The sequence below is a fragment of the Rhodopseudomonas sp. RCAM05734 genome (genome assembly GCF_052658035.1).
The window spans coordinates 2,836,203-2,862,709 of record NZ_CP199742.1 but is presented as its reverse complement, the minus strand read 5'-3'; the positions used below and the strand labels follow the sequence as shown (position 1 = coordinate 2,862,709).

Here is a 26,507-nt window from a genome sequence, read left to right as displayed (position 1 = left end):
GAGGTAGCGGAAAGATTTCTTACCCCGGACCTCCGAACCGCCGTAATGTCGGGCGAACGACGTAGCAAAATACCTCCGGAAAATGCGAACCGATGTCTGGCCCGAGTCTGCCCCAGGATTTTCTCAAGGCCGAGAATACCGGCCTGCGGCTGCTGCTGGAGCAGGCCAACATCGACGCCCAGGCGCTGCTGGCCCAGGTCGGCATCGACGCCCGCGAACGCGAGGCGGCCGAGAAGCTGCAGAAGCTGATTCTGGAGGAATTGCACCACCGCATCAAGAACACTTTGGCCACTGTCAGCGCCATCGCTTCGCAGAGCCTGCGCAACGCCACCTCCATCGAGCATGGCCAGCAGGCGATCGAAGGCCGGCTGCTAGCGCTGGGCCGCGCCCACGATCTGCTGCTGCAGGCGCGCTGGTCGAGCGCCAGCCTGGCGACCATCGTACGCGGCGCCACCGAGCCTTATGACAGCAAGGGCAGCAACCGGTTTTCGCAGCACGGACCGTCGATCGAGATCACCTCCGGCGCGGTGCTGGCGCTGGCCATGACCCTCAACGAATTGTGCACCAACACCACCAAATTCGGCGCGCTGTCGGTGCCGGCCGGCCGGGTCAGTATCGCGTGGTCTGTCGACGAGGTGACAGAGCGGCTGCGGCTGACCTGGACCGAAACCGACGGCCCAAAGGTGCATCCTCCGACCCGCCGCAGCTTCGGCACCCGGCTGATGGAAACCCTCGGCAAGCAGCTCAAGGGCGAGGTGACGCTGGCCTATGAGCCCACAGGTTTCGTCTACACGCTGGACGTGCCACTGGGCTCCGTGAAAGCACCCGAATAGGCTCAAACTAAAGATGCGGCGCCCATGGGCGGCGTGAGCGCCACGAGACCATCCACACGCCTTCTCCCCCTGGAACCTTCGCCGCGCCTCCTCGTTCATCCGCCGGGCTGCCGTTTTCGGCGCCGTTTGATGAACCGAGGAATCCGACCATGCATCCACTCGCAAGTGCCCTGATCCGGACGGGGCTGGCGATCAAAATCAGTCGAGTCAAACGCGCCACCGAATCCTATGCGCGCGACCGGATGGCACAGAGCCAGGGTGCCGTGGTGTCCTACGGGGTCGCCGCAGGCCTCTACGCCGCGGCCGGAATCTTCGCCATCGCGCTGCTGCTGGTCGGCGTCGCCGCGCTGTTTCGCTGGGTCGAGCTGCGCTATGGCCTGTTCGAGGCGTTCGGCGCCAGCGCCGCGGTGCTGCTCGTTCTCGCGATCATTTGCGCGGCCGCGGCCGCCAGCCGGCTAAATCAGAAGACCAGGCCGATCGTCAGCCTCGGCAGCCGGCTGCGGGTTGCGGTCAATGCCAGCCCGCAGCCCGACCGCGCCGACACCGCGCGCGATACGGCCACCGGCGTGCTGCGGACGTCTCCGAGCCCGGCTGCCGAATTCCGCCCGTCATCGCAGCAACGCCTTCACGCCCCGGTGCAACCCTCCACCGCCACCAAGGCCGGGCTGGTGGTGGCCGCCACCCTGATGGGCTGGGCGCTCGCCCGGCGCCGTTCGCTGGGCAGACAGCCCATGGCGAGACCTGTGGCCGAAGCTGACGCCTGATGCCCGCCCGACGATCCGGCACCGCCGAAAGCCTGGTTCTGATCGCCGCCACCGCCTTCATCGCCCTCACCCTGCAGCGCTGGTATGGGGCGTCGGCCGCATCGGCGGCGCCGGCCGATCCGCCGGCCGGCGAGGTGCCGCCGCAGATCGGCGATACCGGCGTGCCGCCGCCCGCGACGTTCACCCGCGAACTGGCCCAGCGTGGCCGCGGCCGCTTTTCGGAGACGCCGCTGCAGATCCCGGCGGCCGGCTGGAAGGACATCCTGTGGCGCACCTATGACCGCACCAATGAGGATCGCCTGCTGGCGATTGCCGCCGGCGTGGTGTTCTTCGGCCTGCTCGCGGTGTTTCCGGCGATCACCGCGCTGGTTTCCTGCTACGGCCTGTTCGCCAACCCCGCGACCATCGCCGACAACCTGCAGACGCTGGCCTACATGCTGCCGGACGGCTCGTTCCAGATCGTGCAGGATCAGATCGCGCGCGTGCTCGGCAACGGCCAGACCAGCCTCGGCCTCACCTTCCTGTTCGGTCTCGCACTGGCGTTGTGGAGCGCCAATGCCGGCGTCAAGGCGGTGATCGACGCGCTGAACGTCGTCTATGGCGAGCGCGAGAAGCGCAGCTTCATCCAGTTGAACCTGCTGTCGCTGGCCTTCACCACCGGGGCCATCGCGGCATTGTTGCTGATGGTCGGCGCGGTGGTGGCGCTGCCGCTGACGCTCGACAGAATTGGCCTCGCTTACGACAGCAAGATCATCATCAGCCTGGCCCGCTGGCCGGTGCTGCTGGTGCTGCTGCTGCTGGCACTCGGCATTCTCTATCGCTTCGGCCCGAGCCGGCCCGGAGCGCGCTGGCAGTGGCTGGGCGTCGGCACCGTCGTCGCGGCGCTGCTGTGGATTGCCGGCTCCTCGCTGCTGTCGTGGTATCTGTCCAACTTCGGCAACTACAGCGCCACCTACGGATCGCTGGGGGCCGCGATCGGCCTGATGATGTGGATGTGGATGTCGGCCATCATCGTGCTGTACGGCGCCGAGCTGAACTCCGAGATCGAGCACCAGACGGCGGTGGATACCACCGTCGGACCGGGCCTGCCGATGGGGGCGCGCGGCGCCGCCATGGCCGACACGCTGGGCCGCGCCACCGCCTGATTTCCGTGCACGGCGCGGTTGCGGCGCCACAACGCGGCTTTCCGAATCAGCAATAATGCTAAGCTTCGGAAAGCGATGGGCTTATGCGATCCTGCATGGCTTCTCGCGGACACCCGGAGACAGGCCTGAGGATGTTGCGCGCGTCATGATTCGCATCTCCACGATGTTCATCACCATCTGCATGGTGCTGGTCGCGGCCTCGCTTGGCATGGTGCTGTATGCCGGGGCCGGCGTCAGCGCGTCGCAGTCGGCGATCATCGCCCTGACGGCGCTGACCCTGCTGATTCTCTACGGCGCCATCTCGACCCGGCTGCAGGATCGCAGCGAAACCAGCAGCCAGATCGGCGACCTCTCGCGCGGCACCGCCGACCTGGCGCGCCAGATCGCGGAATTCGGTCGCCGTCTCGCCGCCGTCGAGGGCAAGATTGCCGCCGTCAACGCCACCGGTCAGGATCGCATCCAGTCTGTCATCGGCGAGATCAACGAGCTCGGCACGCTGGTCCAGCAACTCGCCAGTTCGGTGGCCAACCACGAGGACATGCTTGCGACCCAGCCGGCTGTCGCCGTCTCGGCGCCGACGGCCTACATTCCGGTGGCGCCGCCGAGCCCCGCCGACAAGGTCGCAGCCGTCGAGCAGCCTCCAGCCGCCATTGTCGCCGAAGACACCGTCAGCGTGATCGCCGACAAGCCGGCCACGACCGCGACGGTCCCGGCCGCGGCACCCAGCGATGCGCAGCTGATGGCGACGGTGAAGGCCGCAGTCGCGGAGAACCGCATCGACATCTATCTGCAGCCGATGGTGACGCTGCCGCAGCGCAAGGTGCGCTTCTACGAGGCGGTGACCCGGCTGCGCGACGCAAACGACCAGATCATCGTCGCCGACGATTTCATCGCCGCGGCGGAATCCGCCGGGGTCATGGCGCAGATCGATCACACCGTGATGCTTCGCTGCATGCAGGTGCTGCGCCGGCTGATGGTCCGCAACAAGGACGTCGGCGTGTTCTGCAACATCGCCTCGGTGACGCTGTCCAACGCCGAGACCTTCGCGCAATGCATCGATTTCCTCGAGGCCAACCGTGCGCTGGCCTCGTCCTTCGTGCTTGAATTCAAGCACGCCACCTTCCGCAACCTCGGCCCGGTGGAGAGCGAGCATCTGGCAGCCCTTGCGCAGCGCGGCTACCGTTTCTCCATCGACCATGTCGCCGATCTCCGGATCGAGCCGCGCGAACTGGCCGATCGCGGCGTGCGCTTTATCAAGGTACCGGCAACCCTGCTGCTCGACCCGAAGCAGAGTTCTACGGCGGACATCCATCCGGCCGACCTGTCCGACCTGCTCGGCCGCTTCGGCATCGATCTGATCGCCGAGCGTATCGAGGGCGAGCGCGCGGTCATCGATCTGCTCGACTATGACGTCCGCTTCGGGCAAGGGTTTCTGTTCGCGGCGCCCCGTCCGCTGCGGCCGGAGCAGCCGAATGGCGGCGGCTCCGCGAAGCCGTCCACCCACGCGCCACAGGATACCAATGGTTCAGCCAAGCCTGCCAGAACTGAGATCAAGCCTGAGATCAAGTCAGAACCCAGAATCGAGCCGGCCCGGTCCGAGCCGCCGCGCACCACCGGCAATGCTGCACTGGCGCGCCGCGCCACGGGCCCGAACTGATCGGCAATCCTTCTCATGACCACATTGCGTTTTGTCGCGCAGCTGCGCGACCTCGTCGCCGGCGTCGATGTCGTGCTCAGCGATATCTGGGGCGTCGTTCATAACGGCCTGGAGTCGTTCCCCGAGGCCTGCGAGGCGCTGCACACGTTTCGTGCGCAGGGCGGCACGGTGATCCTGATCACCAATGCGCCGCGTCCTGCGGATTCGGTGCAGCGGCAATTGCGGAAACTCGGCGTCGCCGACGATGTCTACGATGCCATCGTCTCGTCCGGCGACCTGACCCGCAATTTCGTCACCAGCCGGCTCGGCCAGTCGATGTACTGGATCGGCCCGGACCGCGACAATTCGATCCATCGCGGGCTCGATGCCAGGTTCGCGCCGCTGGAACAGGCCGACTACATCGTCTGCACCGGTCCGTTCGACGACGAGACCGAAACGCCGGAAGACTATCGCGAGATGATGCAGCAGGCCCTGGCGCGCAAGCTGACGCTGGTCTGCGCCAATCCCGACATCATCGTCGAGCGCGGCGACCGCCTCATCTATTGCGCCGGCGCCATTGCCGAACTGTATCGCGAACTCGGCGGCGACGTGGTGTTCTACGGCAAGCCGCACCGGCCGATCTACGACCAGGCCATGGCGCTGGCGAAGGCCAAACGTGGATTGGATACGCCGCTCGACCGGGTGCTGGCGATCGGCGATTCCGTGCGCACCGACCTGACCGGCGCCCACGCATTCGGCATCGACTGCCTGTTCATCACCCGCGGCATTCACGCCGGCGAGTTCGAAGGCATCGAGCGGATGGAGCCTGCGGCGGTGAAGGAGCTGTTCGGCACCCCGCCAAAGGCGCTGATGCGGGAATTGAAGTGGTAGGGCGACGAAACGGGGCTTCGACGCACGCTCAGACGCGTTCGCCGGATGCAGTGCAACGCGTCGCTCTTGCGACGTGGTGCGCCGCTGATCCGGGGGCCAGCTTTATTTGATTGGACAGGGATCCCGGATCTGCGCAGCGGCGTAGGAATGCCGCAGCGCGTCCGGGAAAAGGGGCGCCTTACGCCGGCACGGTGTCGGGGAACACGGCCTCGATCTTGGTCTTCAGCGTCGCCGCGTTGAACGGCTTGACGATGTAGTTGTTCACGCCGGCCTTCTTGGCGGCGATCACGTTCTCGGTCTTGGATTCCGCGGTGATCATGATGAACGGGGTCTGCGACAGGTTGGGATCGGCGCGGACTTCCTTGAGCAGGTCGTAGCCCGTCATCGGCTCCATGTTCCAGTCGGAAATCACCAGGCCGTATTTCTTGGTGCGCATCTTGTCGAGCGCCATCGAGCCATCGCTGGCATCGTCGATGTGTTCGAATCCCAGCTGCTTCAGAAGATTGCGAATGATGCGGATCATGGTGTTATAGTCGTCCACCACCAGCACCGTCATCGACAAATCAACCGCCATCTTCATTCCCCCTGATACGACGCGCAAAACACACTGGAATAGATGCCAGAGAGGCAAATACGTCCGGGCGCTGGATCGACAGCGAAATTGTCTTCCGCAGCCCGCTGAAGGATTAGCACCTGTGGTTAAACAGCGCGTTAACTGCCCCCCGGCAACGAATACCTAAAACTCGAACAACCCCCAAGATCTGCGCCGGCTTGACTTCCCGGCCGGCAGTGCGCCACGGTCCCGCGCCCGCCGCAATGATCCCGAATCCCATCATGACATCAAGCTTTTGCGTCATCCGCGACACCACGCCAGCCGCCGCCATCCCCCGGGGATGCGTGGTGGCGATGGGAAATTTCGACGGCGTCCATCTTGGCCATCGCGCGGTCATCCAGGCCGCGCTGGAAATGTCGAAGCTGCATAAGACAACGGCGCTGGCGGTGACCTTCGAGCCGCATCCGCGCAGCTATTTCAGCCCCAACACGCCGCAATTCCGGCTGACCGACGAGACCACCAAGCTGCGGCTGCTGGCGGGCACCGGCCTCGCCGGGGCGGTGGTAATGACCTTCGACAAGGGCCGTGCCGGCACCACCGCGCAAGACTTCATTCACCATGACCTGATCGGCCGGCTCGGCATCGGCGGCATCGCGGTGGGCTACGACTTCCATTTCGGCAAGGGCCGGGTCGGTTCCCCCGCCTTGCTGGTTGCCGAGGCGCCGCGGCTGGGCATCGAGGTCGACGTGCAGCCGCATATCGACATTGACGAGCGCCCGGTGTCGTCCACCGCCATCCGCATGGCGCTGGCCGAGGGTGAGCTCGCCGAGGCCACCCGGATGCTCGACGGGCCCTGGTTCGTCACCGGCGAGGTGATCCACGGCAAGAAACTCGGCCGTGATCTCGGCTATCCCACCGCCAATATCCGCCTGCCCGCCAGTTGCGGCCTGAAGCACGGCATCTATGCGGTGCGGGTCGGCCGCGGCTCCGAGCGCTTCGACGGCGTCGCCAGCTTCGGCCGCCGTCCCACCTTCGACAACGGCGCACCGCTGCTGGAGGTCTTCCTGTTCGATTTTGCCGGCGACCTCTACGGCACCACGCTGGATGTGGCCTTCATCGCCTTCATCCGCGACGAGCTGAAATTCGACGGCATCGAGCCGCTGATCCGCCAGATGAACGACGACAGCGCAAAAGCCCGCGCCGCACTGGCAGCGGCCCCGGATGCATTTCCGAAGCTGGGAGTGGTGGGATGAGCAGGACCGAGAAACAGAAAATGCTGGCCGGCGAGCTGTATCGTCCCGGCTCGCCCGAGCTGAGCGCCGACGAGAAGGCCAACAAGGCCTGGCTGGCCGCCTACAACGCCGTGCTCGACCGGCCGGTCAAGGAGCGGCTGGCGCTGCTGAAGGCGCATTTCGGAGCGGTCGGCAATGACTGCGTGATCCGCCCGCCGTTCTTTTGCGATTACGGCTACAATATCCGCCTCGGCGACGGGGTGTTCCTGAACTTCAATTGCGTGATCCTGGACGTCGTCACGGTGTCCATCGGCGACCGCACCCAGATCGGGCCGGCGGTGCAGATCTATGCCGCCGACCACCCGCGCGACGCCAAAACCCGGGCCGAGGGCCTCGAATTCGGCCGCCCGGTCAGCATCGGCGCCGATGTCTGGATCGGCGGCGGTGCCATTATCGTCCCCGGCGTGACCATCGGCGATGGCGCGGTGATCGGCGCCGGCAGCGTGGTGACAAGGGATGTCGCCCCGGGGGCGATTGTCGGCGGCAATCCGGCCAAGGTATTGAAACAAACTCAACCGTCATCCTGAGGCGCTCGCCGTCTTCGGCCAGCCTCGAAGGATGCTGTTCGGCGCCGTCCGAGCGGCCCGCCGTCGTCCTTCGAGGCCTTCGCTGCGCTCGGCACCTCCCGCCGAAGCGCAATTGCGTTTCGGCGGGGATGACGGCTCCAGGGCCCTCCCAGACTGCTGCCCAAGCCCTCTCAAGCCTTTGCGCTTCCCCCCGCCGGCTGCTATTGAGTGCGGGATGTCTGCACGGCGCCCCATCATCCGCATTATCGGCCCGGCTTCCGCCTGAGCATTGCTCGGCGCAAGACCGGGATCGTTGCCGTTCATCGCGTCCCCCACGCGTTTCCGCGCCATTTAGCCGAGCCAGAGCCTTCATGTCCGACACTTCAGCGAAACCCGAGACCACCGACTATTCCAAGACCCTGTACCTGCCGCAGACCGAGTTTCCGATGCGCGCCGGCCTGCCACAGGCCGAGCCGAAAGTGCTCGAGCGCTGGCAGGAGATCGACCTCTACGGCAGCCTGCGGAAGCAGTCGAAGGGCAAGCCGAAATTCGTGCTGCATGACGGCCCGCCCTATGCCAACGGCAACATCCATATCGGCCACGCGCTCAACAAGATCCTCAAGGACGTGGTGACCAAGAGCCAGCAGATGCTCGGCTTCGATTCCAACTACGTGCCGGGCTGGGACTGCCATGGCCTGCCGATCGAATGGAAGATCGAGGAAGAGAACTACCGCTCCAAGGGCAAGCCGAAGCCGGACTTCAAGGACGCGGCGGCGATGATCGCCTTCCGCAAGGAGTGCCGGGCCTATGCCGGCAAGTGGCTCGACGTGCAGCGCACCGAGTTCAAGCGGCTCGGCATCATCGGCGACTGGGACCACCGCTACGCCACCATGGATTACTTCGCGGAAGCGCAGATCGCCCGCGAGTTGATGAAGTTCGCGGCCAACGGCACGCTGTATCGCGGCTCCAAGCCGGTGATGTGGAGCGTGGTGGAAAAGACCGCGCTCGCGGAAGCCGAAGTGGAGTACGAGGACTATACGTCGGATACGGTGTGGGTGAAGTTTCCAGTCAAGGCGGAGTTCGGCAGGCTCGCCAAGGCGTCGGTGGTGATCTGGACCACCACGCCATGGACGCTGCCCGGCAACCGCGCCATCTCCTTCTCCAACAAGATCGCCTACGGCCTCTACAAGGTCACCGAGGCGCCGGACGACAACTGGGTGAAGCCCGGCGAACTGCTGATCCTTGCCGACGCGCTGGCCGAGAGCGTGTTCAAGCAGGCCCGCGTCACCGCATATGAAAAGAGCGGCGATGTCGACTCCGGGATCCTTGACGCGCTGGAAGTCCGCCATCCGCTGGCGGGCTTTGCCGGCGGCTATGAGTTCACCGTCCCCCTGCTCGACGGCGACCATGTCACCGACGATACCGGTACCGGCTTCGTGCACACCGCGCCCGGCCACGGCCGCGAGGATTTCGATATCTGGATGCAAAATGCGCGCGCGCTCGAGGCGCGTGGCATCAGTTCTGTTATCCCCTACACGGTCGACGAGAATGGCGCGCTCACCGCGCAGGCGCCGGGCTTCACCGGCAAGCGGGTGATCAACGACAAGGGCGAAAAGGGCGACGCCAACGAGGCGGTGATCAAGGCGCTGATGGAGGCCGGCATGCTGCTGGCCCGCTCGCGGCTGAAGCATCAGTATCCGCATTCCTGGCGCTCCAAGAAGCCGGTGATCTATCGCAACACGCCGCAATGGTTCATCGCGATGGACAAGGACATCGTCGACGACGGCAAGGCGAAACCGGGCGACACCCTGCGCCATCGCGCGCTCGAGGCCATCAAGGTCACGCAATGGGTGCCGGCGGCCGGGCAGAACCGCATCAACGGCATGATCAACACCAAGCCGGACTGGGTGATCTCGCGGCAGCGCGCCTGGGGCGTGCCGATCGCGGTGTTCGTGCGCGAGAAGGGCGACGGCTCCGCCGAGATCCTGATCGACGAGACCGTCAATCTGCGGATCGCGGAAGCCTTCATGAGCGAGGGCGCCGACGCCTGGTATGCCGAAGGCGCGCGCGAGCGCTTCCTCGGCGAGCGCGCCAAGGAGGAATGGAGAAAGGTCGACGACATCTGCGACGTCTGGTTCGACTCCGGCTCCACTCACGCCTTCGTGCTCGAAGACCGGCAGAACTTCCCGGGCCTCGCCGGCATCCACCGCAAGGTCGACGGCGGCGACGACACCGTGATGTATCTGGAAGGCTCCGACCAGCATCGCGGCTGGTTCCAGTCGTCGCTGCTGGAAAGCTGCGGCACCCGCGGCCGCGCGCCCTACGACATCGTGCTGACCCACGGCTTCACCCTCGACGAGAACGGCCGCAAGATGTCGAAGTCGGTCGGCAACACCGTCGAGCCGCAGAAGGTGATCGCGCAATCCGGCGCCGACATCCTGCGCCTCTGGGTCTGCGCCACCGACTACGCCGACGACCAGCGCATCGGCCCGGAAATCCTCAAGACCACCATCGAGACCTATCGCAAGCTACGCAATTCCGTTCGCTGGATGCTCGGGACGCTGGCTCACTTCAAGCCGGCCGACGCCGTTGCGTTCGACGAGATGCCCGAGCTGGAAAGACTGATGCTGCACGCACTGGCCGAGCAGGACGCCATCGTGCGCAAGGCTTACGAGACGTTCGACTACAAGACCGTCGTAGCCTCGCTGTCGACCTTCATGAACACCGAACTGTCGGCGTTCTATTTCGACATCCGCAAGGACACGCTGTATTGCGACGCGCCGTCATCGGTGACGCGCAAGGCGGCGCTGACGGCGATCGACATGCTGTGCAATGCGATCCTGAAGTGGCTGGCGCCGATCCTGTCCTTCACTGCGGAAGAAGCCTGGCGGATGTACAGGCCCGATGCCGAGCCCTCGGTGCATCTGACGGTATTTCCCGAAGGCCTCGGCCAGTATCGCGACGACGCGCTGGCCGCGAAGTGGGAGATCATCCGCAACGTCCGCCGCGTGGTCACCGGCGCGCTGGAGGTCGAACGCGCCGCCAAGAACATCGGCTCGTCGCTGGAGGCCTCGCCGCTGCTGTATGTGTCCGACAAGGCGACATTCGGCATCCTCGCCGATATCGATCTCGCCGAGGTGTTCATCACGTCCAACGCCATGATGACCAATGACGACGCGCCGGCCGGCGCCTTCACCCTCAACGACGTCTCCGGCGTCGCCGTGGTGGTGGAGAAGGCGATCGGCACCAAATGCGCGCGGTCGTGGAAGATCCTGCCGACGGTGGGCGAAGACGCCGAATATCCCGACGTCACCCCGCGCGACGCCCAGGCGCTGCGCGAATGGAAGGCGCTGGGGGTGTCCGTGTGACCCCCCTGCTCCGCTCCGGCATCCTCGCCGCGGTCGCTGCCCTGATCCTCGACCAAGCCTCGAAACTCTGGCTGCTGTTCGTGTTCGACCTCGGCCGCCGCGGCGCGGTGGCGGTGACGCCGTTCCTGGACCTGGTGCTGGCCTGGAATACCGGCATCAGCTACGGCTGGTTCGCCGAATCCGGCGCCACCGGCCAGACCGTGCTGGTGGCGGTCAAGGCGGTGGCGATCGTGGTGCTGGCGATCTGGATGGCGAAATCGACCACCCGGCTGGCCACCGTGGCGCTGGGGCTGATCATCGGCGGCGCCATCGGCAACGGCATCGACCGCTTCGCCTGGGGCGCGGTGGTCGACTTCGCCCTGCTGCACGTCCAGATCTCGGGAAAAACCTGGAACTGGTACGTGTTTAACCTTGCCGACTGCGCCATCGTTGCCGGGGTTGCGGCCCTGCTGTATGACTCGTTCTTCGGGACACCCGCCGCAAAAGCGCCCTGATCACGGCAGATACGGGCGGGTGCGGGGCGATACCGCACAAGCGGAGCTGCCGGTCGGCGCCCCGCCGGAAAACTGAACAGGATGAACGCGATGCGCGAGACCGAACAGAACGGTTGGAGGTTGCGGATCTCATCGGGTGCGCTGCAGCGCACCGCGCGGCTGGCCGCCGTCACCCTCGCACTCGGCTGTGTGTTGTCCACCGGGATGGCCCGCGCCCAGGACGACGAGGAAGACCAGACCAGCTTCGAAGACAAGGTCATCAAGAATATCATGAGCGGCCTCGGCGGCACGAACATGGAGAACCAGGGCATCGATTATCGCGAGCGCTCGCCGCTGGTGGTGCCGCCCAAGATCGACCTGCCGCCGCCCGACAGCTCGGCCAAGCTTCAGGTGCCGAACTGGCCGAAGGATCCCGACGTTGCCGCGCGCAAGGCCGCGGCTGCCGGCGCTAACGATAAATACGCGCCAGGCGAAACCGCGCTCACTTCCGCGCGCCCGCTGACCCCGGCCGAGATGGCCCCGAAGCGTGTGCGCAGGACATCGACGGCCAACGACGTCAGCTCTCCGGGCGACCCCAACAAGAACATCGTGCTGAGTCCGAAGCAGCTTGGCTATGAAGGCGGCATGTTCAAGAACATGTTCGGCGGCGGCAACAAGAGCGAGACCGCGGAGTTCAAGGGCGAGCCGTCACGCGGCGAGCTGACGCAGCCTCCGGTCGGCTACCAGACCCCTTCGCCCAACTACGCCTATGGTACCGGGCCGAAGGAAGTCATGCGCAATTCGGCCGACATCAACCCGATGACGGGCAAGTATTGAGCGCGGCGCCGTTGCGCCACTCTCCCCCTTTAATCATTTCATGGCGATCGGCTTGCGCGCGCGAATGCGTGCGGCGAGATCGCGAAACTGCGCCGAGGAGCTGCTAGCCCCGCCATGTCACCATCATCCCGACTCGCCTTGCGATCCTTCGCCACGCTGGCACTGCTGCTGACCCCGATCGCCGGCGCGAGCGCCCAGACCGTGACTTCGGAGCGACCCACCACCTTCACCCTCGGCAACGGCATGCAGGTGGTGGTGATCCCCGATCATCGCACCCCGGTGGTGACGCAGATGGTCTGGTACAAGGTCGGCTCGGCCGACGAGACCGCCGGCAAGTCCGGCCTCGCGCATTTTCTCGAACACCTGATGTTCAAGGGCACCGCGAAACACCCGGCCGGCGAGTTCTCGCAGACGGTGCAGCGCGTCGGTGGCAGCGAGAACGCCTTCACCTCCACCGACTACACCGGCTACTTCCAGCGCGTCACCAAGGACCAGCTCGGCAAGATGATGGAGTTCGAGGCCGACCGCATGTCCGGCCTCGTGCTCAAGGACGAGAACGTGCTGCCGGAGCGCGACGTCGTGCTGGAAGAATACAACATGCGCGTCGCCAACAGCCCGGATGCGCGTCTGTCCGAGCAGATCATGGCCGCGCTCTATCTCAACCATCCCTACGGACGCCCGGTGATCGGCTGGCACTCGGAGATCGAGAAGCTCGACCGCGAGGACGCACTGGCCTTCTACAAGCGCTTCTACGCGCCCAACAACGCCACGCTGGTGATTGCCGGCGACGTCGACGCCACCGAGGTCCGCCCGCTGGCCGAGCGTACCTTCGGCGCGGTCGCGCCGCAGCCGTCGATCCCGGCGCATCGCATCCGTCCGCAGGAGCCGACACCTGCAGGTCCGCGCACCGTGACGCTGGCCGACCCGCGCGTCGAACAGACCAGCCTGCGGCGCTCCTACCTGGTGCCGTCGGCCACCACCGCGGCGAAGGGTGAAAGTGCGGCGCTCGACGTGCTGGCGCAGCCGATGGGTGGCGGCAGCAACTCCTACCTCTATCGTGCGCTGGTGATCGACAAGCCGCTCGCGGTCAACGCCGGCGCCGGCTACCAGGGCACGGCGCTGGACAGTGCGCAGTTCATGATCTCGGCATCGCCCAAGCCAGGCGTCGAATTCGCCGACGTGGAAAAGGCGATGGACGCGGTAATATCAGGCATGGCGGTGAACCCGGCGCCGTCGGCGGATCTGGAGCGCGTCAAAACGCAGCCGATTGCCGAGGCCGTCTATGCGCAGGACAACCAGGCGACGCTGGCGCGCTGGTACGGCGCGGCGCTGACCACCGGCCTCACCGTCGACGACATCCGCGCCTGGCCGGATCGCATCCGCGCCGTCACCGCCGAACAGGTGCGCGCCGCAGCCGAAAAATGGCTCGACAAGAAGCGCTCGGTTACCGGCTATCTGGTCAAGGACACCACCGCGCCGAAGCGCGAGGAGAAGCGGTCGTGAAGCACAGCATCCATCTCACCCGTCGCGTTGCGCTGATCGCCGCCACCGGCCTCGCGCTCGGAACCCTGTTCCCGGCCACGCCGTCGCAGGCTGCCGCGAAGATCCAGCACCTGGTGTCGCCGGGCGGCATCCAGGCGTGGTTCGTGCAGGACGCCACCGTGCCGCTGATCGCCATGGAATACGCCTTCGGCGGCGGCGCCACCCAGGACCCCGCCGGCAAGCCGGGGGTCAGCAACATGGTCGCCAGCCTGATGGATGAGGGCGCCGGCGATCTGGATTCCAAGACCTTCCACGAGCGGCTCGAGCGCCGCGCCATCGAGCTCAGCTACAGCGCCAACCGCGATTACCTGCGCGGCTCGCTGCGCATGCTGACCGAGAACCGCGACGAGGCCTTCGACCTGCTGCGGCTGTCGCTCTCCGTGCCGCGCTTCGATGCCCCCGATGTCGAGCGCATCCGCGCCCAGATCATGTCCGGCCTGCGCCGCGAGAGCTCCACTCCCGGCTCGCTGGCCAGCCGCAAATTCCTCGAAGTGGCGTTCGGCGAGCATCCCTATGGCCGCCAGCCCGGCGGCACCCTGACCAGCGTGCCGACCATCACTGTCGACGACATCAGGGACTACAAGCGCCGCGTCGTGGCCAAGGACACGCTGCGCGTCGCCGTGGTCGGCGATATCGACGCCGCCACGCTGGGCAAGCTGCTCGACCAGACCTTTGGCGGGCTGCCGGCCAAGGCCGAACTCACTGCAGTGCCGGACATCGTCGCCGCCAAACCGCCGCAGCGCGTGTCGATCGCGCTCGACGTGCCGCAGACCGTGGTGACCTTCGGCAGCCCGGGCCTAAAGCGCGACGACCCCAACTTCATGGCCGCCTATATCGTCAACCACATTCTCGGCGGCGGCACGCTGTCGTCGCGGCTGTATCACGAGGTGCGCGAGAAGCGCGGCCTGGTCTATTCCGTCTACGGCTCGCTGCTGTGGATGGCGCATTCCGGCATCTTCATCGGCAACACCGCGACCCGCGCCGACCGCGCCACCGAGACCGTCGACACCATCAACCGCGAAGTGAAGCGGATGGCCGAGGAAGGTCCGACGCAGCAGGAGCTCGACGAGGCAAAGTCCTATCTCAAGGGCTCGCAGATGCTGGCGCTCGACACCTCCTCGAAGCTCGCGTCCGCGCTGCTGCAGTACCAGCTCGACAAGCTGCCCATCGACTATATCGACAAGCGCAACGCCATCGTCGATGCCGTCACCCTCGACCAGGCCAAGGCCGCAGCGAAGCGGCTGTGGAGCGATGGCCTGCTCACCGTCAGCGTCGGCCGCGCCCAGGCCGCAGCGGCAGAGCCGGTGGCCCCGGCACCGAAGGCGAACTGAGGCGGACTGGCGCCGGCTGGTTTCCCGGACGCGGTGCGGCGTGAGCGACGATGCGCAGCATCGGCCGAAACGCTGCTCCGCAGATCCGGGATCCCGCTTTCTTTGAAGCGATACCGGGGCCCCTGGATCAGCGGCGCACCACGCTGCAAGTGCAGCGCGTTGCACAGTATCCGGGGAACGCCCCTGCTGCTTGGCGCAAACAATTCGAAACTCCGCTATCCTGCTCCCGTCGATTCCCATCCCGGGAGTGCGCCGGTGACCCATGCTGCGAATTGCGCGAAACCTGTCCATCGACGAGAACGACATCGAGGTGACGTTCGTGCGCGCCTCCGGTCCGGGCGGGCAGAACGTCAACAAGGTCTCCACCGCGGCGCAACTGCGCTTCGACTCCAAGCGGCTGAATATCCCCGAGGATATGGCGATCCGGCTGCGCGTGGCCGCCGGGCAGCGCATGACCAAGGACGGCGTGATCGTGATCCACGCCCAGCGCTTCCGCACCCAGGAGCGCAACAAGGCCGACGCGATCGAGCGGCTCACCGAACTGCTGGCCGAGGCGGCATTCCGGCCGGTCACCCGGCGGCCGACCAAGCCGACCTTGGGCTCCAAGACCCGCCGCCTCGAAGGCAAGAAGCGCCGCAGCGACGTCAAATCGAAGCGCGGCTCCGGCGGGTTTGACGACTGATCCTCACAGACGAAAGCGGCCCTCCCTTGCGGGAGAGCCGTTGAGACGCGCGCGGCCCGACCGCGCGCGATTGTTAGAGCATGATCGCGACCTGCTATCGTTTGGTCCCTGCGGCGGGATCGCCGGCTCCCAACCCGTTGGGCGCGGCGTTGGGAGCTGCACTGCCGGTGGCGCCGGCGGTGCCGCGGGCCATGCCGCCATTGCCGGAGCCGACCGTGCCCTTGGTGGCCGCGCCTGCGCCCGCCTTGCCGCCGGGCGTCGCGGCATTGAGTTCAGTGTCGGCGCCTCCCGCCGCGCCGCCGCGCTGCATCGCGCCGCCCTGCTGCACGGTTCCGCCGGTATGTGTCCCCGATGCGGCGCCCTGCGCCAGAACCGGGCCGGCCAGCATGGCCGAGAGGGTGAGTGCGATCGCCGAAGTTTTTACAATCTTCATTCGCTTCTCCTGGAATGTCGCGCGATGAATGGTGCCGCGGATGGTTGCGCCGCCCGCATGTTACGGCACCGTCACGCACGAACGTCTGTCGCGGGGACGCATGGCCATGGAAGCCGCCGGCTGTGTCCGCAATTGAGAGACAGAGCGGTCATTTCGCGATGGTTTTGTGGGGCTCCGTCTTATATGCGGCAAAGCCCGGTGCCGATCCGGGTCTCACTGCCGCGCCCGCTCCCTGCAGTTTCGCTTTGTTCTGCTCACAACAGCCGGCTACTACCACTGGCCGGATGACGCGACCTAAGCTTGCTGCAAAGAACGGTGAGCATGATGCGGCGAACGATTGTTCCGACGACACTGGCATTTTGCAGCGCTCTGCTGTCGATCGACATGGCCGTCGCGCAGATGGCGCTGCCATCCGCCAAGCCGCTCGATGACGCCGCTTTGTTCAAGCAGCAATGCGCCACATGTCATACCACGAATCTGGCCGACCCGCCGCGCCAGGGACCGTCGCTGGCGAGCGTGATCGGCCGCGAGGCCGGCAAGCAGGACGGCTTTCGCTATTCGGCGGGGCTGGCGCAGGCGCATTTCGTCTGGGACGAAAGCCGGCTCGATGCCTGGCTCACCAATCCGCAGGCGGTCGTCGCCGGCAGCAACATGGCCTACCGCCAGTCGAAGCCGGAGATTCGCGCCGCCGTCATCAACTATCTCAAGGGACTGAACTGAATGGCCAAGCCTGTGCATTCGATGATCCGCGTGCTCGACGAAGCCCGTGCGCTGGATTTTTACGCCCGAGCCTTCGGGCTTGAAATCGCCGAGCGACTGGCATGGCCCGACTTCGCGCTGATCTATCTGCGCCACCCCTCCTCGCCGTTCGAGCTGGAACTGACGGTGAATTTCGACCGCAAGGAGCCCTATGTGATCGGCGACGGCTACGGCCATCTCGCCGTCGTCGTCGACGACGTCGATGCGGAGCACGCGCGCTTCGAACGTGAAAAGCTGTCGCCGGGACCGCTGCGCGATTTCAAGCATGACGGCCGCACGATGGCGCGGTTCTTCTTCGCCACCGATCCAGATGGCTACAAGATCGAGGTGATCGAGAAGGGCGGACGTTTCGGATAGCAGCTCAACGACCAAGATTATAAAAATACTTTCAGGGAGGATCATATGAGAGAAGTTGATCGACGCAGCCAGTACAGCCGCCGGATCTTTCTTCAGGGCGCAGCGACCGCAGTGCCCGTAGCCGCCGCGATCGGCGCCGCCGGCATCGAGGATGCCTGGGCCGCCGACGCCACCGCGCTGGCGCCCGCGACCCTGAAAACCATGGTCAAAGTGGCGCGCGATATCTATCCGCACGATTTCCTCGGCGACAGCTACTACATCACCGCCATCAAGCCGTGGGATGGCAAGGCCGCCGCCGATCCTGCCGTCAAGGCGATGCTGGAAGACGGCGTGCGCCGGCTCGATGCCGACGCCAAGGACCGCCACAAGGTCGCCTATACACAGGTGCCGTGGGAGGCCGATCGCGTCGTGCTGCTGCAGGGCATCGAACAGACCGCGTTCTTCAAGACGTTGCGCGGCGACCTCGTGGTGTCGCTCTACAACCAGGAGCAGCTGTGGCCGAAATTCGGCTACGAGGGCTCCTCGGCCGAGCATGGCGGCTACATCAAGCGCGGCTTCAACGACATCGACTGGCTGCCGAAGGCCTGAACGACATCGCGCAACAAAGGTTGGGAGGATACAGCATGGCTAAATTCGATCTCAATGACGATGGCGTGGTGGTGATCGTCGGCTCCGGCGCCGGCGGCGGCACGCTCGGCAATGAACTGGCGCAGAAGGGCATCAAGGTGGTGATCCTGGAGGCCGGCGCGCGCAACGAAATCCAGGACTTCGTCAACAACGAATGGGAGAGCTTCACGCAGCTCGCCTGGACCGACATGCGCACCACTTCGGGCTCGTGGCGCGTCGCAAAAGACTTCGCCAACCTGCCGGCCTGGATCGTCAAGTCGGTCGGCGGCTCCACTGTGCACTGGGCCGGCGCGTCGCTGCGCTTCGACGAGCATGAATTCCGCACCCGCAGCGTCTATGGCAACGTGCCCGGCGCCAACCTGCTGGACTGGCCGATCACGCTCGCCGAGCTGGAGCCGTGGTATGCCCGCGCCGAGAACAAGATGGGCGTGACGCGCACCAACAACATCCCCGGCCTGCCCGGCAACAACAACTACAAGGTCATGGAAGCCGGCGCTAAGAAGGTCGGCTACAAGGAGGTCCATACCGGCCGCATGGCAATCAACAGCGAGCCGCGCGACGGGCGCGGCTCGTGCCAGCAGATTGGCTTCTGCTTCCAGGGTTGCAAGTCCGGCGCCAAGTGGTCGACGCTGTACACCGAAATCCCGAAGGGCGAAGCCACCGGCAATCTCGAAGTGCGACCGGGCTGCATGGCGCTGAAGATCGAGCACGACGCCTCCGGCAAGGTCACCGCAGTGGTCTATGCCGACGATGCCGGCAAGACGCAGCGCCAGAAGGCCCGCATCATCGCGGTGGCCGGCAATTCGATCGAGAGCCCGCGCCTGCTGCTCAATAGCGCCTCCAGCACCTTCAGCGACGGCCTTGCCAACTCCTCCGGCCAGGTCGGCCGCAACTACATGCGGCACATGACCGGCAGCGTCTATGCGGCATTCGAGAAGTCGGTGCACATGTATCGCGGCACCACCATGGCCGGCATCATCCGCGACGAGGCGCGGCACGATCCGTCACGCGGCTTCCTCGGCGGTTACGAGATGGAGACGTTGTCGCTCGGCCTGCCGTTCATGGCGGCGTTCCTCAATCCCGGCGCCTGGGGTCGGCCGTTCACCAGCGCCATGGAGCAATATCCGCGGATGGCCGGGATGTGGCTGGTCGGCGAGGACATGGCGCAGGAAACCAACCGCATCACGCTGGATCCCAAGGCCAAGGACAAGTTCGGCATGCCGGTCGCCAGCGTGCATTACGACGACCACCCCAACGACATCGCCATGCGCGACCACGCCTACCGACAGGGCGCGGCGGTCTATGAGGCGATCGGCGCCACCGTCACCTATCCGACCACGCCCTATCCGAGCACGCACAACATGGGCACCAACCGCATGAGTGCTAAGGCGCGGGACGGCGTGGTCAACAAGTTCGGCCAGACCCACGACATCAAGAACCTGTTCGTCTCCGACGGCAGCCAGTTCACATCGGGCGCGGCGTGCAACCCGACCCTGACTATCGTCGCACTGGCGATCCGCCAGGCCGACCACATCGCCGGCGCGATGCAGAAGAAGGATATTTGAGGGAGCGAACATAGCTCATGGGACTCGTGTCCCGGACGCAGTGCAATGCGACGCCTCTCGGCGGCGTAGTGCACTGCAGATCCGGGACCGCCTCAGGCTCCGAGCTTGGTAAGGTCCCGGATCTGCGGAGCAGCGTAAGAACGCTGCACCGCGTCCGGGACACGGTTGAAAACCGTCGCCCCTACTCCGCTGCGTCCAGCATCTGGGTGGCGTCGAAGGCGCCGACAGCGGCCGACGCCGCGCGCGAGCGGTAGATCAGGCAGGAACAGCGCAGCAGCGAGGCAAAATTGCTGACCTCGCCGCGATGATCGAGCACCTCGTCGTGCAAGGTGGTGCAGAACTTCGCCAGGCTGAGGCCCTGCTGCGCGGCAATCTCCTCCAGCGTGTCCCAGAACGACATTTCCAGCCGGATCGAGGTGGAATGGCCGCCGATCCGCAAGGAGCGGGTTTGCGATTCGTAGTCGCGCGACGGCTGATGGGCGAACAGCGTGCACATGGCGTTTTTCCCGTGTTTTTTAGAGCTTTTCCAAACGATATACCGGGCGGCGCGCCGTCACAATAAATTCGCTGTGTCCGTGTTCTGGACGCGCTGCACCACGTCCGGGGAACGGAACTCGGCGCGATAACAGCGGGGAGAGATCCTGCCTGCCCCTCCCGCAGCCCGATAAAACCGCCTAAATTGGGCGCCCGCCCCCAGAGTCGCGCCATGCCCGTCCGCCAGCTGCCCGAAATGATCGTCAACCGCATCGCCGCCGGCGAGGTGGTGGAGCGCCCGGCCAGCGTGGTCAAGGAACTGGTCGAGAACGCCATCGACGCCGGCTCGAGCCGCATCGACATCTTCACCGACGGCGGCGGCCGGCGAAAGATCGCCATCACCGACGATGGCGGGGGCATGACCCATGCCGATCTGACGCTAGCGGTCGACCGCCACGCCACCTCGAAGCTCGACGACGAGGACCTGCTGGCGATCCGCACGCTGGGCTTTCGCGGCGAAGCGCTGCCGTCGATCGGCGCGGTGGCCCGGCTCGGGATCACGACGCGCCACGCCGGCGAGCCGCATGCCTGGTCGATGAGCGTCGAGGGCGGCGTCAAGGCACCCATCGTGCCGGCCGCGCTGACCAAGGGCACCCGCGTCGAGGTCAGCGATCTCTTCTATGCGACGCCGGCGCGGCTGAAATTCCTCAAGACCGACCGCACCGAGGCCGAAGCGATCCGCGAGGTCATCCGCCGCCTTGCCATGGCGCGGCCGGACATCGCCTTCTCCATGGCCGGCGAAGAGCGCGCACCGGTGACCTGGGCGGCGGCACTGCCCGGCCCCGCGGGCCAACTGACAAGGCTCGGCGATATCCTCGGCGCCGAGTTTCGCCTCAGCGCCATCGAGGTCCGCTCCGAGCGCGAAGGCGTGGTGGTGGAAGGCTTTGCCGCAGCACCCTCGCTGACCCGCGCCAATGCGCTCGGCCAGTATCTGTTCGTCAACGGCCGGCCGGTGCGCGACAAGCTGATCATCGGCGCGGTGCGCGCCGCCTATTCCGATTATCTGCCGCGCGACAGGCATCCGGTGGTGGCGCTGTTCGTGACGCTGGACCCGCAGGAGGTCGACGCCAATGTGCATCCGGCCAAGACCGAGGTGCGCTTCCGCAATGCCGGGCTGGTGCGTGGACTGATCGTGCACGCGCTGAAGGAAGGCCTCGCCCGCGAGGGGCGTCGCACCGCCGCCAACAGCGACGGCGCGGTGCTGGCCTCGTTCCGCCCCAACTTCGCGCCGAATTTTCCGCCGCGCCCGGCAACCAACTGGGACTGGCGGGCGTCGCCGTCTTATCCGGCCAACTATGCGACAGGCCCGATGCCATCCTTCGATGGCAGCGCGGCCCTTGCCGAACCCGGCCAGGCCGCCTTCGATGTCGGCGGCCCCTCCGCCGATGTGCGCTTCGAGGTGGCCCCCGATCCAGACCTGATCGACCGGCCGCTGGGCGCCGCGCGGGCGCAGATCCACGAGAACTACATCGTCGCGCAGACCCGCGACGGCATGATCGTGGTCGACCAGCATGCCGCCCACGAGCGCATCGTCTACGAGAAGCTCAAGGCCTCGATCGCTCGCAACGGCGTGCAGCGGCAATTGCTGCTGATTCCGGAGATCGTCGAGATGGACGAGAGCACCGTGGAGAAGCTGGTCGACCGCGCCGAGGAACTGGCGTCGTTCGGCCTCGCCATCGACTCCTTCGGCCCCGGCGCCATCGCGGTGCGCGAGACACCGTCGCTGCTCGGCAAGACCAATGCCGGCGCGCTGCTGCGCGATCTCGCCGAGCACATGGCGGAATGGGATGAAGCTTTGCCACTGGAGCGCCGGCTGATGCACGTCGCCGCCACCATGGCCTGCCACGGCTCGGTGCGCTCCGGCCGCCGGCTGCGGCCCGAGGAAATGAACGCGCTGCTGCGCGAAATGGAAGACACGCCGAACTCCGGCCAGTGCAACCACGGCCGCCCCACCTATGTGGAGCTCAAGCTGGCGGATATCGAGAAACTGTTCGGGCGGAGATGAATTTTTCGCGCCGCAAACTCGGCTGTCATCGCCCGCGAAAGCGGGCGATCCAGTATCCGGCGGCGTCAGTGATTTACGCGATACTTGTGTCTACTGGATGCCCCGCTTTCGCGGGGCATGACAGCCTGTGTGAGGCAGGCGCGTCCCCCAACGCTCACTGATACTTCTCGTTGCGCTCCAGCAATTCGATCGACACGCCCTGCGGCGCGCGGATGAAGCAGATGCGCACCCCTGGATTGAGCGTGAACGGCTCCTTGGTGAACTCGACGCCTTTGGCCTTCAACGAGGCCGCGACCGCGTCGATATCGGTCACGCTCAGCCCGAAATGATCCAGCCCCTGATACGGCGTCACCGGCGGCGGATTGACGCCCATGTCGGGCGTGACCGGCGCGAGGAAGATCATGGCGTCGCCCAGCTTGATATTGACGCGGCCCGGGGCACGCACGATCTCGGCGCCGAGCATGTCGGCAAACCACTGCGCGGTGGCTTCGACATTCGGCGTGCGGATATGGACATGATCCCAAGTGTAGTTCGGCGTGACGGACATCAAGCTCTCCTCAACGTTTCTTGTAGGATGGGTAGAGCGCAGCGAAACCCATCAGTAGCGAGCACCAGGAGAAGATGGGTTTCGCTGCGCTCTACCCATCCTACGATCTACGTATTGGCAAACCTCAAAAACGTGAACTCGGTGTCGTCATAGGCGCGGCGTTCGAGTTCTTCGAAGCGGTCCGGCGCGACGAAGCCGGCGGCCTTGTGCTCCTCGACCACCAGTAGCGCGTCCGGCGTCAGCCAGCCGCCGTCTCGCAAGGACGCCAGCGCCTTCTCGGCGAGCTTCATGCGATAGGGCGGATCGAGAAACACGAGGCTGAACGGCTCGACCGGATGCGCCGGCCCGAGATCGGCGGCGTCGCGGCGATACACTTTGGTCACACCGCCGAGGCCGAGCGCCTCGACATTGTTGCGCAACAGCGCGCGCGCCTCGGCGCCGTTGTCGACGAACAGCGTGAAGCCGGCGCCGCGCGACACCGCCTCGATACCGAGCGCGCCGGTGCCGGCGAACAGGTCGAGCACGCGGGCGTCGAGCACCGGATTGTCGTAGGCATGGATCAGGATGTTGAACAGCGCCTCGCGCAGCCGGTCCGCCGTGGGGCGGATCGCCTGGGTCTGCGGTGACGCAATGTTGCGGCCCTTCAGCCGCCCGCCAACGACGCGCATTAGAGGGCTCGCATCGTTGGTAACAAAGCCGCGGCCTGCATGTTTTGGTCCCCTCCCCCTTGCGGGGGAGGGTGGCTGCGCGCAGCGCAGACGGGAGAGGGGGAGCCGCGGGCGATGTCGCTTGTGGCTCACCCCTCTCCCTGACCCTCCCCCGCAAGGGGGGAGGGGACATTGCGGTCGGAACGCTACAAAAAATCGATCGCATCGACATCACGCAGCCAGCTCACTCGTCGCGCGGCTTCAGATCGCGCTTGCCGTGATAGCCGCGCTTGGGGCGCTTCGGCGGACCGTAGCCCGAGGCTTCTTCCTCGTTGCGCGCCCGCGATTCGTCGCTTCCGGTGCGCTGCACCAGCACGCGGCGGCCCTTGCGGTCCTCCACGGTGGAGCGCTTGAACTCCGGCTTCTTGACGATGATCGGATCGTCCGACGGATCGCCCTTGCTGGGAATCTGCCGCGCAAAATCGGCGCCGGAGGCTTCCGCAATCTTCTCGCCGAGCTGCTCGCGCAGCACCCGGGTTTTGACTTCCTCGACGCCGCCTTCTTCCAGCTCGCCGAGCTGGAACGGGCCGTAGGAAATCCGGATCAGGCGATTCACCTCGAGGCCGAGATGCGCCAGCACGTTACGCACTTCGCGGTTCTTGCCTTCGCGGATCGCGAACACCAGCCACACGTTGGCGCCCTGGTCGCGTTCCAGCTTGGCGTCGATGGAGCCGTACTTGACGCCGTCGACCTCGACGCCGTGCTTGAGCTGATCGAGCTGGCTTTGGGTGACATCGCCATGGGCGCGGACGCGGTAGCGGCGCAGCCAGCCGGTGTCGGGCAATTCCAGCGTACGCGCGAGGCCGCCGTCATTGGTCAACAGCAACAGGCCTTCGGTGTTGAAATCGAGTCGGCCGATGGAGATCAGCCGCGGCAGATGCTCCGGCAGATGGTCGAACACCGTCGGCCGTCCCTCGGGATCGGCATGGGTGGTCATCAGGCCGCGCGGCTTGTGATACATGAACAGCCGCGTGCGCTCCGGCGCCGGCAACGGCTTGCCGTCGACGGTGATGACGTCGCGGGTGGTCACATCGAGCGCCGGCGAATTGATGATACGGCCGTTGACCGCGACGCGGCCCTGGGTGACCCATTCCTCGGCATCCCGGCGCGAGCACAGGCCCGCGCGCGACACCACTTTTGCCACGCGCTCGCCGGCCTTCTTCGGCGCGGGCGGGCGTGGCGGACGGCGCTCTTCGGGCTTGCGCTCGCGATAGTCGCCACGACCGCCGAAGGCCGGACGCTTGGCGAAGATGCGGCTGTCATCCTCGTTCTCGCGGCGCGGACGCTCGAGGCCGCTGTTGTTGCGCGGATGCTCGTGAAAATCATTGCTCGGACGCTCGCGCGGCCGGTCGAATTTTGGACGCTCCTCGCGCGGACGCTCGAAGCGCGGACGGTCGCCAGCGGGACGATCCTCACGCGGCCGGTCAGAGCGCGGCTTGTCGAAGCTGCGGGCGCCATCGCGCGCCGGACGCGCATCGCGGCCGCCCTCCTCGCGCTTTTGCCACGGCTTGGACTCGCCGCGATCCGGGCCTCGGCTCTCGCCGCGATCGCCACGGTCCGAAAAGCTCTTGCGCGGACCGCCACGGTCCGGCGCACCGCGGGAAAACTTCTTGTCGCCGAATTTCTTCGGCCCGCCGCTGAACGGACGATCGCCGTCGCGCGACGGACGAGCACTGTACGGGCGATCGCCCGACGGACGCGGCCGATCACCATCGCTGCGCGGCGTATAGGGCCGCTTGTCGCCACCACCATCGCGCGCGGAATAAGGCTTCTTGTCGCCAAACTTCTTGTCGGAGAAACGCGCCGCCGGACGGCCCTCATTGCGCGCATCGTCGCGCTTGAAGCTCGGACGCTCGCCGCGCGGCGCATCGCCACGCGGCGTATAGGGCCGCTTCTCACCGCCGCCTTCCCGCGGCGTGTACGGACGTTTCTCGCCGCCGCCATCGCGCGACTGGTACGGGCGCTTCTCGCCACCGCCGCTGCGCGGGGAAAACTCCTTGCGCGGGCCGCGATCCGGACGATCTCCGCCACTGCTGCGCTGCGGGCGGTCGCCGCCAAAGCTGCGCGCCGGGCGCTCATCCTTGTTGAAGCGCGGACGCGGCGCGTCGCCGTAGTCGCGGCGCGGGGCGCGGTCGTCGTCGCGGCGCGGCGGCGCGCCTTCGCGCTTGCCGGCATAGGGCTTGCCCGGACCGGAATAGGGTTTTGCGCCGTAGGTCTTGCGCTCGCTGCCGCCGGCATCGTGGGGCTTGGGCGCATAGGTGCCGTCGCGCTTGGCGAATTTCTTGTCGGGGCCGCGGGCGGCGCCGGAGCGGCCCTTGCTCGGTCCGGTGCCGCCGCCCTTGCCGCCGGGCGGTCGGCCGCGCGAGGGGCCGTTGCTTCTGTCGTTGTCGCGGGGCATGAAGGGTCTCACTGCAGCTGAGGCTGAATGGGGTTGAGCGGTGCAGATGGATTCGCACTCGACATTGCGCGCTCAACCTTGGGGCGCATTGTCACGCAAAACCGGTATCCACTTTGCTGAATGCACTCCCTAGCAGAGTTTTCGATGTGATACGAGGCATGAACGCACCCTCTTTCATGGATTTGGCGCTGAAAGCGGCCGAAAACGCCGCAAAAGCCGGCGAAGTGCCGATTGGCGCCGTGATCGTGCGCGATAATGCCGTGATCGCCTCGGCCGGCAACCGCACCCTGACCGACCGCGATCCCACCGCCCACGCCGAAATCCTCGCCATCCGCGACGCCGCGCGCCTGCTCGGCAGCGAACGCCTGACCGACTGCGATCTCTATGTGACGCTGGAGCCCTGCACCATGTGCGCCGCGGCGATCTCCTTCGCGCGGATCCGCCGGCTATATTTCGGCGCCATGGATCCGAAAGGCGGCGGGGTCGATTCCGGCGTGCGCTTCTTCGCGTCGCCGACATGCCACCATGCGCCGGAGGTCTATTCGGCGGTGGGAGAACAGGAATCGGCGACAATGCTGCGGGAATTTTTCAAGGCAAGGCGATAGGGGCGTTTGGCGCGACTGCCCCGCGCTCAACTGTCATCGCCCGGCCGGCGCGCAATTGCGCGCCAGGACCGGGCGACCCAGTAATCACCAGCGCCTGTGTTTACTGGGTCCTCGCAT

The 26,507-nt window shown here is 66.2% G+C and carries 25 protein-coding genes; 19 read left to right on the top strand and 6 right to left on the bottom strand.

Going from position 1 to position 26,507, the window contains the following annotated elements; translation table 11 throughout:
• The first annotated feature begins 92 nt into the window (after positions 1 to 92).
• From ACUXVA_RS13565 to ACUXVA_RS13545, 5 genes are all read left to right on the top strand, one after another.
• On the top strand, positions 93 to 833 hold the full coding sequence (locus ACUXVA_RS13565; protein WP_265079830.1) for a sensor histidine kinase: 741 nt from the start codon (positions 93 to 95) through the stop codon (positions 831 to 833).
• Positions 834 to 982: 149 nt separating this feature from the next.
• Positions 983 to 1,597, top strand: a complete 615-nt coding sequence (locus tag ACUXVA_RS13560; protein ID WP_265079831.1) for a phage holin family protein — start codon at positions 983 to 985, stop codon at positions 1,595 to 1,597.
• Positions 1,597 to 2,742, top strand: a complete 1,146-nt coding sequence (locus ACUXVA_RS13555; protein ID WP_445492636.1) for a YihY/virulence factor BrkB family protein — start codon at positions 1,597 to 1,599, stop codon at positions 2,740 to 2,742. Before ACUXVA_RS13560 ends, ACUXVA_RS13555 begins: the two co-directional genes overlap by 1 nt.
• A gap of 145 nt (positions 2,743 to 2,887) precedes the next feature.
• On the top strand, positions 2,888 to 4,399 hold the full coding sequence (locus ACUXVA_RS13550) for an EAL domain-containing protein (protein WP_265079832.1): 1,512 nt from the start codon (positions 2,888 to 2,890) through the stop codon (positions 4,397 to 4,399).
• A 15-nt stretch (positions 4,400 to 4,414) separates the two neighbouring features.
• Positions 4,415 to 5,269, top strand: coding sequence for a TIGR01459 family HAD-type hydrolase (locus ACUXVA_RS13545; RefSeq protein ID WP_265079833.1), 855 nt, complete (start codon positions 4,415 to 4,417; stop codon positions 5,267 to 5,269).
• 178 nt (positions 5,270 to 5,447) lie between these two features.
• Here the strand turns inward: ACUXVA_RS13545 and ACUXVA_RS13540 are convergent, their stop codons facing one another.
• On the bottom strand, positions 5,448 to 5,843 hold the full coding sequence (locus tag ACUXVA_RS13540; protein ID WP_265079834.1) for a response regulator: 396 nt from the start codon (positions 5,841 to 5,843) through the stop codon (positions 5,448 to 5,450).
• Positions 5,844 to 6,103: 260 nt separating this feature from the next.
• Between ACUXVA_RS13540 and ACUXVA_RS13535 the strand changes: the two genes are divergently transcribed.
• The 8 genes from ACUXVA_RS13535 (at position 6,104) to arfB (ending at position 15,853) form a co-directional block, all read left to right on the top strand.
• A complete protein-coding gene (locus tag ACUXVA_RS13535) occupies positions 6,104 to 7,075 on the top strand; it encodes a bifunctional riboflavin kinase/FAD synthetase (protein ID WP_265079835.1) in 972 nt (323 codons plus the stop codon).
• A complete protein-coding gene (locus ACUXVA_RS13530) occupies positions 7,072 to 7,641 on the top strand; it encodes a sugar O-acetyltransferase (RefSeq protein ID WP_265079836.1) in 570 nt (189 codons plus the stop codon). Before ACUXVA_RS13535 ends, ACUXVA_RS13530 begins: the two co-directional genes overlap by 4 nt.
• A gap of 350 nt (positions 7,642 to 7,991) precedes the next feature.
• A complete protein-coding gene (ileS, locus tag ACUXVA_RS13525) occupies positions 7,992 to 10,988 on the top strand; it encodes an isoleucine--tRNA ligase (RefSeq protein WP_445492632.1) in 2,997 nt (998 codons plus the stop codon).
• Entirely contained in the window at positions 10,985 to 11,482 is a 498-nt protein-coding gene (gene lspA, locus ACUXVA_RS13520; protein ID WP_445492630.1) for a signal peptidase II, read from the top strand. The genes ileS and lspA overlap by 4 nt, the downstream gene beginning before the upstream one ends.
• Positions 11,483 to 11,572: 90 nt before the next feature.
• Complete coding sequence (locus tag ACUXVA_RS13515) at positions 11,573 to 12,298, top strand: hypothetical protein (protein ID WP_265079837.1); 726 nt, start codon at positions 11,573 to 11,575, stop codon at positions 12,296 to 12,298.
• Positions 12,299 to 12,412: 114 nt separating this feature from the next.
• Complete coding sequence (locus ACUXVA_RS13510) at positions 12,413 to 13,801, top strand: M16 family metallopeptidase (protein WP_445492627.1); 1,389 nt, start codon at positions 12,413 to 12,415, stop codon at positions 13,799 to 13,801.
• A complete protein-coding gene (locus ACUXVA_RS13505) occupies positions 13,720 to 15,171 on the top strand; it encodes a M16 family metallopeptidase (RefSeq protein ID WP_265079839.1) in 1,452 nt (483 codons plus the stop codon). Before ACUXVA_RS13510 ends, ACUXVA_RS13505 begins: the two co-directional genes overlap by 82 nt.
• A gap of 262 nt (positions 15,172 to 15,433) precedes the next feature.
• A complete protein-coding gene (gene arfB, locus ACUXVA_RS13500; RefSeq protein WP_265079840.1) occupies positions 15,434 to 15,853 on the top strand; it encodes an alternative ribosome rescue aminoacyl-tRNA hydrolase ArfB in 420 nt (139 codons plus the stop codon).
• A gap of 94 nt (positions 15,854 to 15,947) precedes the next feature.
• Here the strand turns inward: arfB and ACUXVA_RS13495 are convergent, their stop codons facing one another.
• The gene (locus ACUXVA_RS13495) at positions 15,948 to 16,286 is read right to left on the bottom strand and encodes a hypothetical protein (RefSeq protein ID WP_265079841.1); all 339 of its coding nucleotides are present in this window, start codon (positions 16,284 to 16,286) and stop codon (positions 15,948 to 15,950) included.
• A gap of 399 nt (positions 16,287 to 16,685) precedes the next feature.
• Here ACUXVA_RS13495 and ACUXVA_RS13490 point away from each other — a divergent pair, with 399 nt between their 5' ends.
• The 4 genes from ACUXVA_RS13490 to ACUXVA_RS13475 are packed head-to-tail and all read left to right on the top strand — an operon-like array spanning position 16,686 to position 19,594.
• Positions 16,686 to 17,006: a c-type cytochrome gene (locus tag ACUXVA_RS13490; RefSeq protein WP_265083806.1), complete on the top strand. Its 321-nt coding sequence runs from the start codon at positions 16,686 to 16,688 to the stop codon at positions 17,004 to 17,006.
• Positions 17,007 to 17,402, top strand: coding sequence for a VOC family protein (locus ACUXVA_RS13485; RefSeq protein ID WP_265079842.1), 396 nt, complete (start codon positions 17,007 to 17,009; stop codon positions 17,400 to 17,402).
• Between the two features lie 45 nt (positions 17,403 to 17,447).
• Positions 17,448 to 17,990 (top strand): gluconate 2-dehydrogenase subunit 3 family protein, encoded by a 543-nt coding sequence (locus ACUXVA_RS13480; protein ID WP_445492624.1) that lies wholly within the window; start codon positions 17,448 to 17,450, stop codon positions 17,988 to 17,990.
• Between the two features lie 35 nt (positions 17,991 to 18,025).
• Complete coding sequence (locus ACUXVA_RS13475) at positions 18,026 to 19,594, top strand: GMC family oxidoreductase (protein ID WP_265079844.1); 1,569 nt, start codon at positions 18,026 to 18,028, stop codon at positions 19,592 to 19,594.
• 181 nt (positions 19,595 to 19,775) lie between these two features.
• Here ACUXVA_RS13475 and ACUXVA_RS13470 read toward each other — a convergent pair whose 3' ends face one another.
• Entirely contained in the window at positions 19,776 to 20,090 is a 315-nt protein-coding gene (locus tag ACUXVA_RS13470) for a ribbon-helix-helix domain-containing protein (RefSeq protein WP_265079845.1), read from the bottom strand.
• Between the two features lie 210 nt (positions 20,091 to 20,300).
• On the opposite strand from ACUXVA_RS13470, the gene mutL reads away from it, so the two are divergent.
• Complete coding sequence (gene mutL, locus ACUXVA_RS13465) at positions 20,301 to 22,133, top strand: DNA mismatch repair endonuclease MutL (RefSeq protein ID WP_445492621.1); 1,833 nt, start codon at positions 20,301 to 20,303, stop codon at positions 22,131 to 22,133.
• Between the two features lie 154 nt (positions 22,134 to 22,287).
• On the opposite strand, the gene ACUXVA_RS13460 is transcribed toward mutL, so the two are convergent.
• The 3 genes from ACUXVA_RS13460 to ACUXVA_RS13450 form a co-directional block, all read right to left on the bottom strand.
• Positions 22,288 to 22,680 carry a VOC family protein gene (locus ACUXVA_RS13460; protein ID WP_445492619.1) on the bottom strand — a complete coding sequence of 131 codons (393 nt, stop codon included), beginning with the start codon at positions 22,678 to 22,680 and terminating at the stop codon, positions 22,288 to 22,290.
• A 107-nt stretch (positions 22,681 to 22,787) separates the two neighbouring features.
• The gene (gene rsmD, locus ACUXVA_RS13455) at positions 22,788 to 23,348 is read right to left on the bottom strand and encodes a 16S rRNA (guanine(966)-N(2))-methyltransferase RsmD (protein WP_265079848.1); all 561 of its coding nucleotides are present in this window, start codon (positions 23,346 to 23,348) and stop codon (positions 22,788 to 22,790) included.
• Between the two features lie 223 nt (positions 23,349 to 23,571).
• Complete coding sequence (locus ACUXVA_RS13450; protein WP_445492616.1) at positions 23,572 to 25,785, bottom strand: pseudouridine synthase; 2,214 nt, start codon at positions 25,783 to 25,785, stop codon at positions 23,572 to 23,574.
• A 158-nt stretch (positions 25,786 to 25,943) separates the two neighbouring features.
• Between ACUXVA_RS13450 and ACUXVA_RS13445 the strand changes: the two genes are divergently transcribed.
• Positions 25,944 to 26,390, top strand: coding sequence for a nucleoside deaminase (locus ACUXVA_RS13445; RefSeq protein WP_265079849.1), 447 nt, complete (start codon positions 25,944 to 25,946; stop codon positions 26,388 to 26,390).
• The last annotated feature ends 117 nt before the right edge of the window (positions 26,391 to 26,507 follow it).